Here is a 15,298-nt window from a genome sequence, read left to right as displayed (position 1 = left end):
GGAGCTGTTACTGACGGCCCCTGTTGATTCCCAGACCGCTGGCATAGTCTCTCTACATGAGTCACGACGCCTTGGTTGAAGACATCGCTGAGCTGCTCGAAGTCTGGGTAGCTGGCTGGTCCGGGTCCCGAAGCTACGAAACGCGCAAGGAAGGCCGCTTCCCGGCAGCCCTGCGTGCGGACAAAACCGGCGACTGGGAATTCTTTGCGCACGACCCGTCGAATGCAGAGTTCGCCGAGCTGGCAGCCAAGACCGCCCAGGCGGACACTCGTATCCTGACGATCCTCACCAACGACGTCGCGCGCTACACCCAGTTGGCTCGCGAGAACGGACTGTACGTCACTTCGGATTCCCAGACCATGATGATCGTGGACATGGGGACGCAGGATGCCGAAGATCCTTGGCTCTCGGATGACGACCTCAAGCTCACGACTTCCGAAAGCAAAGGGGTCCATTACGCGGTGGTCCATGCCGGTGAAAAGGTGGCGGCCAGCGGCCAGGTGTTCGTGGTCAGGCAGACGGCGGTCTTCGACAAGATCGTCACCGAGCCCAACTACCAGCGCCGGGGACTGGGAAGTTTCATCATGAAAGCCCTAGCCGCGCAGGCATTTCAACACGATGTTGAAAGCGGCCTCCTCCTGGCTTCCTTGGACGGACAACATCTCTACTCCCACCTTGGCTGGAAGCACGTGTGCCAGGTACTCATGATGTCCACCAAACGGGTCGACGAGACTGACCTGTCGGTCGCGTAGCCGGCTTTCCTGTGGCGTAGCCGGCCTGCGGCGCCGCCGGCCTTCGGCGCCGAAAGCTGCCGGCAGGGGGTCCGCAGCGCGTCCGGTAACAAGTCCGCGGCTGTACCGACAACCGTTGGCTTCCGGTGCGATGACAGAATGTTCAAGTGAAGGCAACTGAATCGATGATCTCCCTTCTGGGCCGGAGCCCGGACCCGGAGCAGTTGCGACATGTCCGCACTATTCCGGCACGCCAGCCCGTCCATGAGTCATGGCCGGGCTGGGCCCATCCCGACGTGGTTGCCGCCTACGGGGCCTTGGGCATCCACGAACCGTACCGGCACCAGATCGAAGCAGCCGAGCTCGCCCACTCGGGCCACAACGTCGTCATTGCGACGGGGACCGCGTCCGGCAAGTCACTTGCCTATCAGCTGCCTGCCCTCGACGCGATCCATCGTTCGGAGCTGCGGGTGCTGTCCGAGCCGGGCAAAATCCACGACGACGGTGCCGTCACCCTGTACCTCTCCCCCACCAAGGCACTTGCCGCCGACCAGCTGGCAGCGATCCGCGCACTCAAGCTGCCAACGGTCCGGGCGGAAACGTACGACGGCGATACCGAGCAGTCCCAGCGCCGCTGGATCCGCGATCACGCCAACTTCATCCTCGCCAATCCCGACATGCTGCACTTCGGGATCCTGCCCAACCACACATGGTGGGCCCGCTTTTTCCGCAGGCTGCGGTACGTCATCGTGGACGAGGCTCACAGCTACCGCGGGGTGTTCGGGTCCCACGTCGCCAACCTCATGCGCAGGCTCCGGCGGATCTGCGCCTACTACGGTGCCGGCACCTCCTTTCCTGAACCGGTATTCATTGCGGCGTCGGCGACAGCGTCGGACCCCGGCACATCCTTTTCCCGGCTCATCGGCACTCCCGTCCGGGAAGTTTCCGAGGACTGTTCACCGCATGGCTCCACCACGGTGGCTTTTTGGGAGCCTGCCCTGACCGAGCTGAAGGGCGAAAACGGGGCAAAGTCCCGCAGGACAGCCGTGGCCGAGACCGCGGATTTGCTGGCCAATCTGGTGTCCTCCCGTGTTCGGACCATCGCCTTCATCAAATCCAGGCGCGGTGCAGAAACAATTTCCTCTATCACCAAGCGCCTCCTCGATGAGGTGGACCCCAGCCTGCCCCAGCGGATTGCTGCGTACCGCTCCGGCTATCTCCCCGAGGAGAGACGGGCTTTGGAAAGGGCTCTGCGTTCCGGTGAGCTGCTTGGCGTCTCGAGCACGTCCGCATTGGAATTGGGTATCGATATTTCGGGGCTCGATGCGGTCCTGGTAGCCGGCTGGCCCGGGACGAGGGCGTCCCTGTTCCAACAGATCGGACGGGCGGGCCGCGCAGGCCAAGACGCCATTGCCGCATTCGTCGCCAGCGACGACCCGTTGGACACGTACCTCGTCAACCATCCGGAGGCAATCTTTGATGTCTCAGTCGAGGCCACCGTCTTCGACCCTGGAAACCCCTACGTGCTCGGCCCCCATCTGTGCGCCGCAGCGGCCGAGCTCCCGATCGGCGTGGCCGAACTTGATATGTTCGGGCCAACGTCCGAGTCCCTGCTGAATCAGCTGGTGGAACGGGGGTACCTGAGGAAACGGCCTGCGGGCTGGTTCTGGACCCATCCCGAGAGCGCCGCGGCCATGGTGAACCTCCGCGCAGATGGCGGCGCCCCGGTAAGCATCGTGGACTCCGAGACCGGCTCCCTGTTGGGCACCATGGACTCGCCACAGACGCACTATCAGGCGCATACAGGCGCGATCTATGTGCACCAGGGCGACAGTTACTTGGTCGAGGAACTGAACGAAGAAGACCACTGCGTGGTGGTTCGCCGAACCAACCCGGACTACTACACCACAGCACGGGACGTGACCCAGATCGAGGTCCTGCAGACTCTCCGGACCATGGAGTGGGGGGATATCGCGGTCCACTTCGGCGAAGTGAAGGTAACAACACAGGTGGTCTCCTTCCAACGTAAGGCACTGATTTCCAATGAGGTTTTGGGGGAAGAACCGCTGGAACTCGGGGCCAGGGATCTCTTCACCAAGGCGGTATGGTTTGTGGTTCACAACCGCTCGCTGACTGGCGCAGGACTTGTCGAGGCTCAGTTCCCGGGCGCTCTTCACGCCGCCGAGCACGCCGCCATCGGGCTTCTCCCACTGGTCGCTTCAAGTGACCGTTGGGATATCGGTGGAGTCTCAACAGCGCTCCATGCCGACACCGGAGTTCCCACGATTTTTGTGTACGACGGCCATCCGGGGGGCGCCGGATTTGCCGAGCGCGGCTTTGAGAAAGCCAAAGTGTGGTTGACCGCCACAAGGGACGCCATCAAAGCCTGCGAGTGTGACACCGGCTGCCCTTCCTGCGTCCAGTCCCCCAAATGCGGCAACAAGAACAATCCGCTGGACAAGGACGCCGCGGTCACCCTGATCGACGTGCTCCTGCGGGACGCGACCTAGGAGGCTTCTGAGATATCCGTTGTTCCCCAGCCTCCTAGGGCGGCGGGCCTGCCCGAGAGCGGCCGGTTGCGGTCCCGAAGACTGCGCCGCGGCCCAGCTCAGTGCGGATCTCGACAATCCCGCCTTTGCCCACAGTGCACGCCGACAACGAAGCTCCGTGCCGCGCGGCTGTTTCGCTGGCGACAACACAAGGATCTCCGGTTGTCAGGCCGCGTGCCGCGTCGGCTCCCGCGCGCGCAGCGAGATCGGCTGCGGATGCTGCACGGTGGGCCATCGCCATGGCCTGTGCGAGGGTCAATGCCGCCGCCATGCAGATCATGACAACAAGGCCTAGGGCAACGGCCAGGATGGTTCCCGAGCCACGCTCCGCCGCGCCACCACCACCGGCGCGGGCGCCATCAGCCCTCACGCCGCGAGCTCTTTCACAGTGGCTTGGAGCCGCGACGGCATAGTCTCGTTGAAGTCGACAACGCCGTCTCCGACGGCGAGGAGGGGCGCAGTGGCCGCTGACGAGTGCGGGGCCTCTCCCCTTGCAGATGCCGTCGCGGAAAGCCTCCACGGAATGAGAGAGCCCAACGGACCGGCGACCCGGGAGGAGACTGTGACGTTGATCCATTCGCCGTCTTCGGAAACGACAGCCGAGGCGGCATCGCCTGCCAGTCTTCGAACGATTCCGTCTACGGCCGCGTGGCCATCTCCGCGGGCGAGGGCCCGGGCTCCTGCCCTGGCCGCCTCTTCCAAGCGAAGCTGCGTAATTCCCGCGGCCGATGCCGCCAGAAGAAAGGCCAAAAGAAGCAGGACAGCGGGTAGTGCCACCGCGAATTCCGCAGTCACGGCACCGCGGTCCCTCTTAGGGAGAGCATCTCGCCGACGGTCCCTCTGCGGGCCATCCAGCTTCTCCGTCGGCGGAGGCCGCCTGATCGAAGGAGGCCACCGCCGCACAACGCCGGCAGCCGAACGGGCTTGCTTCCCCGTGAGCCCCCCGGCCGATGCCGGTGGACTCATCGATCGCTCCGCACCGCGCTTTGAACCCCGGTGCTGTGTCATGGCAGGGAGAGTGCGCTGCGAATGAGGCCGAGGAGGAAGCCGCGTACTTCCTCGCTGCGAAGGATGACCACCAGGAGTCCGGCGAAGCCCACGGCGGCAAGAGTGGCAATGGCATACTCGGCCGTTGCCATCCCCAGCTCGGACCCCATGAGCCGCTTCTTCGACCGTTTCGAAGCCGCAGAATCGTCGCCGGACCGCGCACGGCCTGTTTCAGGTCTGGAATGCGGCTGGATTGGCAGCCTGACAGGCTCGCTTCCCGACGAACCAGGGAACAGTTCAACGACCTCGGCCTCCCGCCGAGGAGGAGGAGCTGCCTGGGCGAGGCCCAGTGCGGCATGGGCGGTATGGGCGGTATTGGCAGTATCCACGGTTGCGTTCACTTCAGGTCCTTTGTTCGTGCCGACTTGGCCGGCGGCTGTACCTCGACTCTTCCGTCGGTATCCAGGCTCCGAAAGTCCCCAAGTCTCCTAAGTGGAAAACTCGCCTCTGACGGTTCGTGTGGAGGGAAACTCGGGCGGGACTGCCGGCTATCCCCCGGACGGAAGCATTGCCAAAAGCACCGGGACGACACCGAAACAGATGAAGGCAGGCAAGGAACACAGACCCAGTGGAATCACGAGTTTCACTCCGAGCGCGGCAGCGCGCTTCTCCGCCATCCTGAACTGTTCACGCCGCATGCGTGCTGCCTGGGCATAAAGGATGGCCGAGGATGGGGCGCCGGTCAGGGCAGCGAAGGCGAGCGCATCCTTGAGCTTGCGCGCTTCAGTGCACTTCTGGCCCGAACTCCGCCATGCCGTCTCCCAGTCCATTCCGATGCCGAGGGCTGCAACCACGGTTCGCAGGGAGCGGCTGAGCTGCGGGGACGCGCATCCGGCGATCAACTCGAGGGACCGTCCGAGTCCTGCCCCTGAGTCGAGCATGGCAGCCACCAGCTCAAGGATCATGGGCACATTGTGCAAGCCTTCCTGACCCTCGGGATTCCGAAAATTGCCCGCAGCCTCGCCCGTGCGAGCGTTCTTCTGCGGGCCGCTGCGTCCGGGTGAGCCGCAAAGCATCCGCAAGGCTATGCGCCGCCGGGTTCTTCCCTGATACGCGAGCCCTAGAATTGCCGCGAAGATCAACGCCAGGGACACCGCGATGGCGGGGAAGGCCGGGCCCATCAGTCAACGCCCACCGCGGCATTCACCAACCGAGATGACCAGATTCTGCCGGTGACGGTCAGGACGCACCCGGCGGCGAGCGCGGCCCATCCGACGCCGTTTGCCAGCAGGACCGCCAACGGATCCACGCCCAGCATCATGCCCAGCCCCAGGCCGAACACCGGCAGCCAGGTCAGAAGACGCACAGTGGCCTTCGGGCCGGCCAAGGCAGTTTGCCGCGCATCACCGGCGTCGTCCTCGGCCTCAAGCTGGGCGGCGAACCGGGTCAGCACGTCGGCTAGGGGACAACCACTCGCCTCCGCGACGTCCAGGCAGGCGGCAAGTTCTCCCCAGACCCGGTGTTCCACGGAATCCCCGCACTGGAGATCCTTCGCTGACGACATTCTGATGGCTTCGGCGACCGAGGTCCCCATCATCGATGCCGCCCGCGCTGCCGCGAGAACTTGCAGAGACCCAGATGACAGCTCGGGCAATCCCGGGTCATTTCCCCGCGCCTTGGGGAACCCCGCGTCGCCCGGACCATTGCGGCGATCCCTGGCTCCATGCACCATCCAGAGTTCCTCCCAGAGCCTTGACGTCGAACGGCCTCCCCGAAGGAGAGCTGCCAATTGCTGTACTAGTACCGTGAGCGGCAATGCGTCCGCGCGAGAGAGTCTCCGCGGCATGCGCGCCACGGCCCCAGCCACCACCACAGGCCTGACCGAAGGTGCACCGGGCAAAGCGCGCACTATCCGTCTGCCACATCCCCGGGACGGTTGGAAGGTCACCCAGGCAGCGGCCGCCAGGACGAGAATGAGGAATCCGCTCACGCGACCGCCCCGAGGTGATCTGATCGGGAAACCGGTCCCGGGGGCCCGAGCAGGAGCCCGGGGTCCAGCTCAAGGCGAGCTGCGAGCTCCTTCCACGCGGGCCCGGCAGCGGCGGCACCCGCCCGCAGTTCGACAGCAGGAACGATGGATTGGGAGGACGCGTCCTCCGCCAACAATCCAATGCAAGACACTCTCCTTCCGGCGGGCGTCCGTTCGACGTGGACCACTGCGTCCAATGCCGTTGAAAGCTGCAGTCGAACGGCTTCCCGGCTCAAGCCTGCAAGCGCGCCCAAGGCCACGAGCCTCGCCGGGACCGCGGAGGCAGTGTTGGCGTGGATTGTTCCGCCGCCGCCTGTATGGCCGGTATTGAGTGCCGTCAACAGCTCTCGGACTTCGGCACCGCGGCACTCGCCCACGATCAACCGGTCCGGCCGCATCCGCAGCGCCTGCCGAACGAGTTCGCCAAGGTCGAGCGCACCACCGCCTTCGAGGTTCCCGTGCCTGGACTCAAGGGAAACCACGTGAGGGTGCACCGGGTTCAACTCCGAAGCGTCTTCAATCAGGACGAGCCGATCATGCGGGCTGCTCAAGCCGAGCATTGTGGACAGCAATGTGGTCTTCCCGGAACCGGTGGCCCCGCTGATCAGGAAACTCAGCCGGCGTTCAACCATGGCTTGCAGCACCTGCTGGACCGGCGCCCCGAACATCCCTCCAGCACGCAACTCGTCCATCGAGAAAACCTCCTCGCGCCGAATCCGCACGGAAAGCAAGGTTCCGCCGGTGGAAATCGGAGGCAGTACCGCGTGCACCCGGTATCCGCCGTCGAGACGGACATCGACGCACGGCGAACTGTCGTCCAAGCGACGCCCACCGGCGGCCACAAGCCGGGAGGCCAAGGCACGGATCTGCGATTCGCCGTCGAAATGCAGCTGGGCCCGTTCCAGCCCCTTGCCTCGGTCGAACCACACCGAGTGGGGGCCATTCACGAAGATGTCCGTCACTGCGGCATCGCGCGCGAGCTGTTGGAGGGGCCCAAGTCCGCTTAGTTCTGCGCTGATCGATTCGACGGCGGCAAGCGCCCCCGAGGTTCCGAGCAGCCTGCCCGTCGCGTGGACAGCCGCTGCCACGCGCGACGGAGTGACGGGTCCGGCGTCGGCCATGACGGTTTCCCGCACGGTTTCCAGGAGCGCGGCGTCCACGGGCCGGGTATTGCGTCGGCGCTCGCCTCTGGGGAATGCTGAGGCACTCATACTTCGCCGTCGTCGAGTAGTTGAAGGACAGACTCCGCAAAGCGGCGCACGGCCTTGCGCTTGCCGGATTCCAGAAGGCGTCCGAGCTCAGCGGCCGCGGCCATACCGCGGAGTTCGGGGAGCACGCCGTGGAGAGGCAGTCCCAGAGATTCGGCGATGAGCGGTGCGTCCAGGGCCGAACCGGCATTCCCCCGGATCACCAAGGCCGTGTCCACGGGCGGCAACTCCTGCAGAAGCCTGGCGGCAGCGACTGCTGCCCGGAGTTGGGCCGGTGCCACGAGAAGGATCCTGTTGCAGTCCCAGGCGAAGCTGCCAAGCGATTCTGTACCGCGGCCGATGTCGACAATGACTAGTTCAAATCCCCGCCTCGCCGCATCAAGGACAGCCGCGACTGCCCCGGGCTCCACTTCCGGCGTGCGCTCGCGGCTGCCCGGCCAAGACAAGAAGGAGAATCCTCCGGCTGTGGGAAGTGAGTCGCTTAGCTGCCCGGTGCCGATGCTGCCGCTGGCACCTGCAAGATCGGGCCAGCGCAGTCCCGGCGCATCTTCAGCGGCCAGGCAAAGCTCGAGGCCCCCTCCCCGGGGATCCCCATCAACCAGGAGCGTCCGGACTCCGTGGACGGCCGCTTCCTGTGCCAGCCAGACCGCAGCCGTGGACGCGCCGGCACCGCCGCATCCTCCTGTCACCCCGAGCACGAGTCCGCCAGGGTCCGGATCATGGGACCTACCGAGGTGCTCCGCCAGCCAGCCTGCAGCTTCCGGCAATACAGCCACGCGCTCGGCCCCCAGCGCAGCTCCCAGTTGCCACAAAGAGTCCCCTTCACCGTTGAGGCCCAGCAAGACGGAAGGTGCACGACGACGGGGCGGAAGTTCGCGGACATCGCTGCCGAGAAGCACCATCCCAGCGGTGTCCCACATAGGCAAGGCAGCGGACGAATCGGCGACTGTCCGGAGACCGACGCCGACAGCGGCCGCGATCCTTTCTGTTTCAGCTCGTAACCTGACGTTTCCCGTCACCAAGAGGACTTCCCCGGAACTGGCAGGAAGCCACGGCTCTCCGGGCCGCGGACGGCCACGTTGAAGCGCCGTCGAGCCGCGAGCGCCGTTGGACCCGGCCCCGCTTCCACCGCTGTTGTGGTTCCGCTCGAGATGTTGCCCGCTCATGATGCCACTCTCTGCGTTTCGCCACGGGCATTGAAGGCCCGAATCGGCGTATGTGGATAAGCACTCACAACAACCCCTGTGGGGGACGACTCTGCATCGCGGACGGCAGCTGTCCGCAAAGTGCAAGCTTCCACGGATTCACAGGGCAGAATTGTCAGCATGTACCTGCTGCTCGCCGCCCATCCAGACGGCGCAGCCATTCAGGAAATCGACGCCGCCGGAGTAGCCGTGGCGGAACCGCGCGTCGTGCGAAAGGCCGATCTCGCCGGCGTCGTCAGCATGTTGGAGAAGAGCCGTCCGCGCTGGGTCTGGAACCGGACCCAGGATTGGTACCCGGCGATGCTCCGGGCCGGAGTGGAACTGGAGCGTTGCCATGACCTCACGCTCTGCCGAGCCATCCTGGTCCATTCCGAGTTCACGGCGCACACCGACTACGCCCGCAGCGCGGAAAAACTCACGCAAGACGACGAAAAGCCGGTTGCGCCGCGGGTCCTGCAACCTCCGCCGCCGCCCGCCGAGCAGGACGCGCTGTTCGACGACTTGGTCCCGCGCAGTACCCAGCCGAGCCTGAACGAGATCCGGGCCGAGTTCGCGGCCCAGCAACACGCGCTCGGCCAGGCCTCCAGGGAAGAAGGCCGGCAGCACCGCCTGAAGCTGCTGCTCGCAGCGGAATCCGCCGGTGCAATGATTGCCGCCGAAATGCAGTTCACGGGTGTGCCGTGGCAGGAGACGTTGCACGAAGAAATCCTGGAAGGCCACCTGGGTCCCCGGCCTCCTGCCGGCCACCGGCCAGCCAGGCTGGAGGCGCTCTGCAACGAGCTTCGCGGGATTCTCCACTCTCCGAAGCTGAATCCGGATTCACCCCAGGACCTCATGCGTGCCCTGCATCGGAACGGCATCGAAGTAAAAACCACCCGCCAGTGGGAACTCAAGGAATCCAAGCACCCGGCCATCGGGCCGCTACTGGAATACAAGAAGCTTTCCCGCTTGTTCGCTGCCAACGGCTGGTCGTGGCTGGACGCGTGGGTCAGCGACGGTCGCTTCCGCCCCGAGTACGTCGTGGGGGGCGTGGTTTCCGGCCGTTGGGCCTCCAGGGGCGGCGGCGCGTTGCAGATCCCCCGCCAGATCCGCGGAGCGGTGCATGCCGATCCGGGACACAAATTGATCGTCGCAGACGCCTCCCAGCTCGAGCCCCGGGTTCTGGTGGCGCTGGCGCAGGACTCGAAGATGGCCGAGGCCGCGCGCGGCAAGGACTTGTACGCCGGCATCGCCGCGCAGGGCTTCGGGGGCGACCGCTCGAAGGCCAAGATCGCCCTGCTCGGCGCAATCTACGGTGCCACCACGGGCGAATCCGGGCGCCTCATGCCTCAGCTGACCCGCACTTATCCCCGGGCAGTCGGCTTCGTCGAACAGGCAGCCCGCGACGGCGAAGGCGGCCGCACCGTGACCTCAAGGTTGGGCCGCAGCAGCCCGCCGCCGTCGGAACGCTGGATCCGCAGCCAGCAATCCACGACGGCGGAAGAGCAGCGGCGCGCGAACAGCATCGCGCGCTCGCGGGGCCGATTCACGCGGAACTTCGTGGTGCAAGGTTCCGCTGCGGACTGGGCGTCATGCTGGCTTGCCGAACTTCGACGGCGGCTGCGCACTGCTCGTGCCGACGGCCTGCCTGCCGGGGAGCTCGTGTTCTTCCTGCACGACGAAGTCATGGTCCACGCGCCTGCCGGGTCGGTGGAAGCGTGCATCAACGCCATCGAAGAGGCCGCGGCCGCCGCCAAGGAACTGTTGTTCGGGCGCGTTCCGGTGGAATTTCCGGTGAGCGTCGCCGTCGTCGATTCTTACGACAAAGCGAAGTAAGAGGCGCTATTGCAGCGGGCGCATCAGCAGAGGACGATTGCCCCGTGGGACACAAAGGCCAGGCCCAGCTGGCTGCATACATTGACTTCCAACTGACGGAGTTGGAGGCACAATTGCCGCTGATCGCAACGGCCGATCCGGAAGCCGTACACAATGGCAGGCTTGCCCTTCGCCGGCTCCGTTCAGTCCTCAGCTGCTACCGCGGCATGATCCCGAAACTCCCCCGGCAGGCCCGCGAGGAAGTCGGTTGGCTCGCAACTTCACTCGGCGAGTCCAGGGACGCCTATGTCCTGGCGCAGAGGATCCGGCTATCCCTCGACACAAAGGATTCCTGGAAAAGCCCCGAGGCCGTGCGCGTGGCCGTCGAGGAACTGGAAGCGTCCAGCGCCCGGCTTGCCGCTTCCCTTGGCGGGCACAAGCGCAGCAAGCGCACGGTGCGTGCTGCAAGGTCCGTGCTCTTGGAGGTGCCTGCTGCAAGAGAATACAAGCGCCCGACGGCGGACCTTGCGGAGCGCCTCCAGGCACGGTGGGAGCGCTTGCAGCAGAGCCTCGCGGAGCAAGCGGGCAGCAGCGACCCGGAGGTGCGCAACGCGGCGCTCCACCAGGCACGCAAAGACGTCAAGTGCCTCCGCTACTCGGTGGAGGCAGTTGCGGACGCCTTCAGCCATCACGCTTCCGGTGTGATCCAGCCGGCCATCGGCCTGCAGCGGCTGTTGGGCGAGCAACATGACGCCGTCGTGGCCGGCGAATGGATCAGGGAACTGGCGAAAAACCGCGGCATTGACGCGGAAGATGTCCAAAGGCTGGAGTCGATGGAAGTCCGCAGGCGGCTCAACGCGGAGGAAGAGTTCCGGATGGCGATGGCCGAATATCCAGTGCCGGCTCCGAGGCGCGCACTGGTCTTTTGAAGACCGGAACCCTAGCCCCCAACGGGAACGAAAGCGAGTCATACGACGGAAACGAACCTGGCATGACCCGGGCAAGTAATATACCCCGAAGTAACTTCAGCACTCCCTTCCTTCTGGATAGTCTCGCCTTATGGCGTTCGAAGTGAGGGACGCCACAGTGCAAAGACGCACTCACTGTGCGGGCAGTAAACAAGGGGGAACAGCAACGATGGCTGGACGATTCGAAATTCTCAAAGACGGCGAAGACGGCTACCGATTCCGGCTGGTGACAGCCGATGGAACGCTGGTAGCGGAGTCTCCGCAGTTCAAACAGCTGAAGGCCGTGTCGGCGGGCATCACAGCCGTGCGGGAAAATGCCGCCACGGGCATGGTCGTGGATCTTTCGAAAACGGCCCCGCACGCAGCGTAGGGCGAGCCGGCGGCTCTCGGTGCACCGCCGGCGCCACCCTGCCGGGCGCGCCGGCGGGTGCACCGACAGCCCGAGGCTAAATCTCTATCTCGAGCAGGCGCTCCGCATCCCAGGGAACAGTCCATCCCAGCGCGTCGAACAGGCCACTGAGCACCATTCCGGTGAAACCCCAGATCACGAGTCCATTGACTTTGAAGACGGGGCTCGAGAAGGTCCGGCCGAGCCGTGTGAGCGTCCCTGTGTAACGGTTGTCGGGATCAAGGAGGTCACGCACGGGAACCCGGAACACTTGCGCGGATTCGGCGTAGTCCACCACCCTCACAGGCGAGGGCGACGCCCACCACGCGAGGACCGGTGTGACCACAAAGTTGCTGCGGATCAGGCCAAGTTCCGGCATGACGCCCAGCACCTGCACGCCGCCGCTGTCCAGGCCGGTTTCCTCCACCGCTTCCCTGAGGGCTGCCGCCACTGCTGACTCATCCTCGGGATCGATGCTGCCACCGGGGAACGCCACCTGCCCCGGGTGGTCGTCCAGGGTGTGGGCGCGTTCCAGAAGCAACACGTCCAAATCCGCCGGGGCCACCGGTTTCCCGGATTGGGCGGGGACGTCGTCCAAGACGCCGAAGAGCATGAGCACGGCCGCTTTCCGCGCCTTGTCCGGATCCACAGTTGCAGCGTCAATCCGCGGATCAGGGCCCGGGTGCAGGCCGGAATCAATCCTGGTGATGAGACTGACGAGGTCCTCGAGCGCGGTCATGCCGGTCTCCTTTGCGATTCCATCCGAATTTCGGCCGCGCGGTGGGTCTCGCCGAGCAACTTTGCGAGAAGCGCTTCGTTGCCCGGCGCCAGTTCGTACTTGAGCAACTTGGCCGCTTTGACGGGATCCTTTTCGCCTTCGCCATAACTCGGGCACCAGTTTGCCACCGCGCACGCTCCGCACGCCGGCCGGCGCGCATGGCAAACCCTGCGGCCGTGGAAAACCACTCGGTGGGACAGCATGGTCCAGTCCTTGGGCTCGAACAGCTCCGCGACGTCGAATTCGATCTTTACCGGGTCCTCGGATGTCGTCCAGCCAAACCTGCGCGCCAGCCTGGCAAAATGCGTGTCCACAGTGATTCCCGGGACGCCGAACGCGTTGCCCAGCACCACATTTGCCGTTTTGCGCCCGACGCCGGGAAGCGTCACCAGGTCTTCGAGCCGGCCGGGGACCTCGCCGTCGAACTCGTCCACCAATCGTGTGCTGAGCGCCAGGACGTTCTTCGCCTTGGCCCGGAAGAAACCGGTGGGCTGCAGGATCGCCTCCAGCTCCGCAATCTCGGCTTCGGCCATGCTCCCCGCATCCGGATAGCGCGCGAACAGGATCTTGGTTACCTGGTTGACCAGCACATCCGTGGTCTGGGCGGACAGCACCGTGGCCACCAACAGCTCGAACGGGTTCCGGAAATCAAGCTCAGCGTGGGCGTAGGGATACAGCTCGGCAAGCGCCTTGTTGATTTTGCGCGCACGCCGCTTCAATGCCAGCGGGGTTTCGACGACGGTGTCCACGGCCGGCCTGTTTAGCCGCGTTCGATGTGGCTAAGATCGCGCAGGACGCCCACTTTGCCGTCAGTATCCTGCACGAGGAATTCCTCGCCGCGGTCTTCGAGGGCCAGGACCCACGCGCCCGGTTCGATGGTGAAGGCGGGCATTCCTGTGTGCTCATCGACAACGACGCGGGGATGGGCCACGGCGAACCAGAATGCCTCGTACCCGGAGTCGGGCTCGGATTCGTCCCTTCGGGTGGCTGGATCGACCGTGGCGCCGATGGTCTGGTGCACGCGGGGCTGATCGACCGTGCCGATGTGCTGGGTGGCGGGCCCGGCGTCGGCGTCCGGGCCGCCGACGATTGGCGTAGCCATGGTGGCAGCAGGCAGGTGCTTGGGCTCCTCGGGTGTGGGGGCCTGCGCGTCCCGCCCGCCGTCTGCGACCGCAGCTTCTGCGGACTCGGCAGGTACGACGGCGGGTGCGACGGCGGCCGGCGCGGCAGCGGCGGGTGCCGGGCTGGCGGCAGCGGCGGGTGCCGGGCTGGCGGCAGCGGCGGGTGCGAGTGTGACGGGGGCCGGCGCGGCGGCTGGTGCGGCGGTTGGTGCCGGGCTGGCGGGTGCCGGCGCAGGCTTGGCCGGCTTGGGCACGGCAGGCTTGCGGGTTGGAATGGCCGATTCCCGGGCCACAACGTGCGCGGGCTGTTCGGCCCGGTCCTTGAAATCGTCGCGGAGAAGCGGCAGGTGCGGAGCCAGGACCGTCGAGGCCAGGAGTCCCACCGAGCCAACAAGTCCGACAAGCACGAAAACGGTAAACGCGCCTGCCGCGGACAGGAAGAAAAGGGTCAAGGCGAACGACGCCACAACCGAAGCGAACTGGTCAGTCGAGAGGGAACCGATTCTCACAATGGTCCCCGGCTGCAGGCGCCGGGCAACGAACAACGCGGCAACAACGAGGGGAAGAATGATGCCCAGCGCCAGGAAGAAAAGGTTGTCCAGGTTCCACAGGTTGTAGCGCCCGCCAAACATCGGCAGGAGGGACCCCACAAACATCAGCAAGGTGGAACCGAAAACGGTCACGTCCCGGATAGTGAACGGACCCAGCACGGCTTGGTACTTCGGGGAGGTCATGCTGCCGGGCTCTGGCGCGCCGGATCCAGCTGCTGCTTCGGGGGCCGATCCTGGCGTGTGTGCGCCGTTCTTCGGACCTAGGCTCGTCTGGTTCATGTGCAAATCTCCTTAGTACGGCGGTGTTCCGGACGCTGCCTCCCAAGGCTGCACCCGGTATTTTCGGGGCCGGACCGGGCGGCAAGTTTTCGCGTCTCGAGACCACTTCAGCCTATGCCACCCGTCTGACAGTCCACTAGTTGAAGCGGGTGCAGAGGCAGGGAACCGCTCCGTAATATTCCCCGCGTCGGGAGCCAGCCCGGGAGCCTTCGGCACCGTTCGGCGCGAATCACCAGCCGCTCACGGTCCAGATTGTGACCGTAGACACTTGTTGTCGGCTCAAAACGCTAAGGTGGGTTCCGGAAAAGCTCTTTGCGGAATCCCGTGAGATGCCGCAGCCCAACGCCGTGCATGATTGGCGCCGCGGGCCGGCCTCGCTGCGGGACTGCCGCGCGGCAGAGATCGATGAATGATGAGGTTCACATGTCCCAGGACGCCAATGGATCGACGACCACCGCTGCACCCGGATCCGACGGGGCAGGCAATGGCGATGCCCTCGAGAATCTTCTCCATGAGGACCGGAGGTTCGCGCCCTCGGAAGTCTTCGTCGCGGACGCGGTCGTCGGCGCCGGGGTCTATGCGGAAGCGGATGCGGACCGGCCCGCGTTCTGGGCGAAGCAGGCCCGGGAACTGCTGGACTGGGACACGGACTTCGGCCAGGCGCTGGACTGGTCCGAGCCGCCGTTCGCGAAATGGTTCGTCGGCGGCAA

Annotated in this window: 16 protein-coding genes; 6 read left to right on the top strand and 10 right to left on the bottom strand. The window is 65.4% G+C overall.

Translation table 11 applies throughout. From position 1 onward, the window contains the following. Positions 1-56 precede the first annotated feature (56 nt). Both AB0323_RS20585 and AB0323_RS20580 read left to right on the top strand, forming a co-directional pair. Positions 57-752, top strand: coding sequence for a GNAT family N-acetyltransferase (locus AB0323_RS20585; RefSeq protein WP_364540317.1), 696 nt, complete (start codon positions 57-59; stop codon positions 750-752). Positions 753-898: 146 nt separating this feature from the next. Continuing rightward, positions 899-3,241: a DEAD/DEAH box helicase gene (locus AB0323_RS20580; RefSeq protein ID WP_366178990.1), complete on the top strand. Its 2,343-nt coding sequence runs from the start codon at positions 899-901 to the stop codon at positions 3,239-3,241. 34 nt (positions 3,242-3,275) lie between these two features. On the opposite strand, the gene AB0323_RS20575 is transcribed toward AB0323_RS20580, so the two are convergent. The 7 genes from AB0323_RS20575 to ssd all read right to left on the bottom strand — a co-directional run bounded on the left by AB0323_RS20575 (position 3,276) and on the right by ssd (position 8,670). Beyond that, a complete protein-coding gene (locus tag AB0323_RS20575; protein WP_366178989.1) occupies positions 3,276-3,650 on the bottom strand; it encodes an Rv3654c family TadE-like protein in 375 nt (124 codons plus the stop codon). After that, positions 3,647-4,075 (bottom strand): TadE family type IV pilus minor pilin, encoded by a 429-nt coding sequence (locus tag AB0323_RS20570; protein WP_366178988.1) that lies wholly within the window; start codon positions 4,073-4,075, stop codon positions 3,647-3,649. Before AB0323_RS20570 ends, AB0323_RS20575 begins: the two co-directional genes overlap by 4 nt. A 209-nt stretch (positions 4,076-4,284) precedes the next feature. Further along, positions 4,285-4,668: a DUF4244 domain-containing protein gene (locus AB0323_RS20565; protein ID WP_366178987.1), complete on the bottom strand. Its 384-nt coding sequence runs from the start codon at positions 4,666-4,668 to the stop codon at positions 4,285-4,287. A 147-nt stretch (positions 4,669-4,815) separates the two neighbouring features. Next, positions 4,816-5,448 (bottom strand): type II secretion system F family protein, encoded by a 633-nt coding sequence (locus tag AB0323_RS20560; protein ID WP_366178986.1) that lies wholly within the window; start codon positions 5,446-5,448, stop codon positions 4,816-4,818. Continuing rightward, positions 5,448-5,864, bottom strand: a complete 417-nt coding sequence (locus AB0323_RS20555) for a hypothetical protein (RefSeq protein ID WP_366178985.1) — start codon at positions 5,862-5,864, stop codon at positions 5,448-5,450. The genes AB0323_RS20560 and AB0323_RS20555 overlap by 1 nt, the downstream gene beginning before the upstream one ends. Positions 5,865-6,253: 389 nt before the next feature. Next, a complete protein-coding gene (locus tag AB0323_RS20550; protein ID WP_366178984.1) occupies positions 6,254-7,507 on the bottom strand; it encodes a TadA family conjugal transfer-associated ATPase in 1,254 nt (417 codons plus the stop codon). Next, positions 7,504-8,670 (bottom strand): septum site-determining protein Ssd, encoded by a 1,167-nt coding sequence (ssd, locus tag AB0323_RS20545; RefSeq protein ID WP_366178983.1) that lies wholly within the window; start codon positions 8,668-8,670, stop codon positions 7,504-7,506. The genes AB0323_RS20550 and ssd overlap by 4 nt, the downstream gene beginning before the upstream one ends. 159 nt (positions 8,671-8,829) lie before the next feature. On the opposite strand from ssd, the gene AB0323_RS20540 reads away from it, so the two are divergent. From AB0323_RS20540 to AB0323_RS20530, 3 genes are all read left to right on the top strand, one after another. Then, positions 8,830-10,524, top strand: a complete 1,695-nt coding sequence (locus AB0323_RS20540; protein ID WP_366178982.1) for a bifunctional 3'-5' exonuclease/DNA polymerase — start codon at positions 8,830-8,832, stop codon at positions 10,522-10,524. Between the two features lie 44 nt (positions 10,525-10,568). Further along, positions 10,569-11,432, top strand: coding sequence for a CHAD domain-containing protein (locus tag AB0323_RS20535; RefSeq protein WP_366178981.1), 864 nt, complete (start codon positions 10,569-10,571; stop codon positions 11,430-11,432). Positions 11,433-11,640: 208 nt separating this feature from the next. Next, the gene (locus AB0323_RS20530) at positions 11,641-11,841 is read left to right on the top strand and encodes a DUF1508 domain-containing protein (RefSeq protein WP_364540345.1); all 201 of its coding nucleotides are present in this window, start codon (positions 11,641-11,643) and stop codon (positions 11,839-11,841) included. Between the two features lie 76 nt (positions 11,842-11,917). Here the strand turns inward: AB0323_RS20530 and AB0323_RS20525 are convergent, their stop codons facing one another. From AB0323_RS20525 to AB0323_RS20515, 3 genes are read right to left on the bottom strand one after another with little or no spacing between them, the layout of a single operon-like run. After that, the gene (locus tag AB0323_RS20525) at positions 11,918-12,598 is read right to left on the bottom strand and encodes a CoA pyrophosphatase (protein ID WP_366178980.1); all 681 of its coding nucleotides are present in this window, start codon (positions 12,596-12,598) and stop codon (positions 11,918-11,920) included. Next, a complete protein-coding gene (nth, locus tag AB0323_RS20520) occupies positions 12,595-13,386 on the bottom strand; it encodes an endonuclease III (RefSeq protein WP_366178979.1) in 792 nt (263 codons plus the stop codon). The genes AB0323_RS20525 and nth overlap by 4 nt, the downstream gene beginning before the upstream one ends. Positions 13,387-13,397: 11 nt before the next feature. Next, positions 13,398-14,588, bottom strand: a complete 1,191-nt coding sequence (locus tag AB0323_RS20515) for a hypothetical protein (protein WP_366178978.1) — start codon at positions 14,586-14,588, stop codon at positions 13,398-13,400. A 423-nt stretch (positions 14,589-15,011) separates the two neighbouring features. Between AB0323_RS20515 and AB0323_RS20510 the strand changes: the two genes are divergently transcribed. Beyond that, positions 15,012-15,298 (top strand): acetyl-coenzyme A synthetase N-terminal domain-containing protein (locus tag AB0323_RS20510; RefSeq protein ID WP_366178977.1); only part of this gene is annotated, 287 nt, incomplete at its 3' end.

The sequence above is a fragment of the Arthrobacter sp. NPDC080031 genome, assembly GCF_040702485.1.
Lineage (GTDB): Bacteria > Actinomycetota > Actinomycetes > Actinomycetales > Micrococcaceae > Arthrobacter.
The sequence above is the reverse complement of the archived record's forward strand: the minus strand, read 5'-3'. Positions and strand labels throughout refer to the sequence as shown.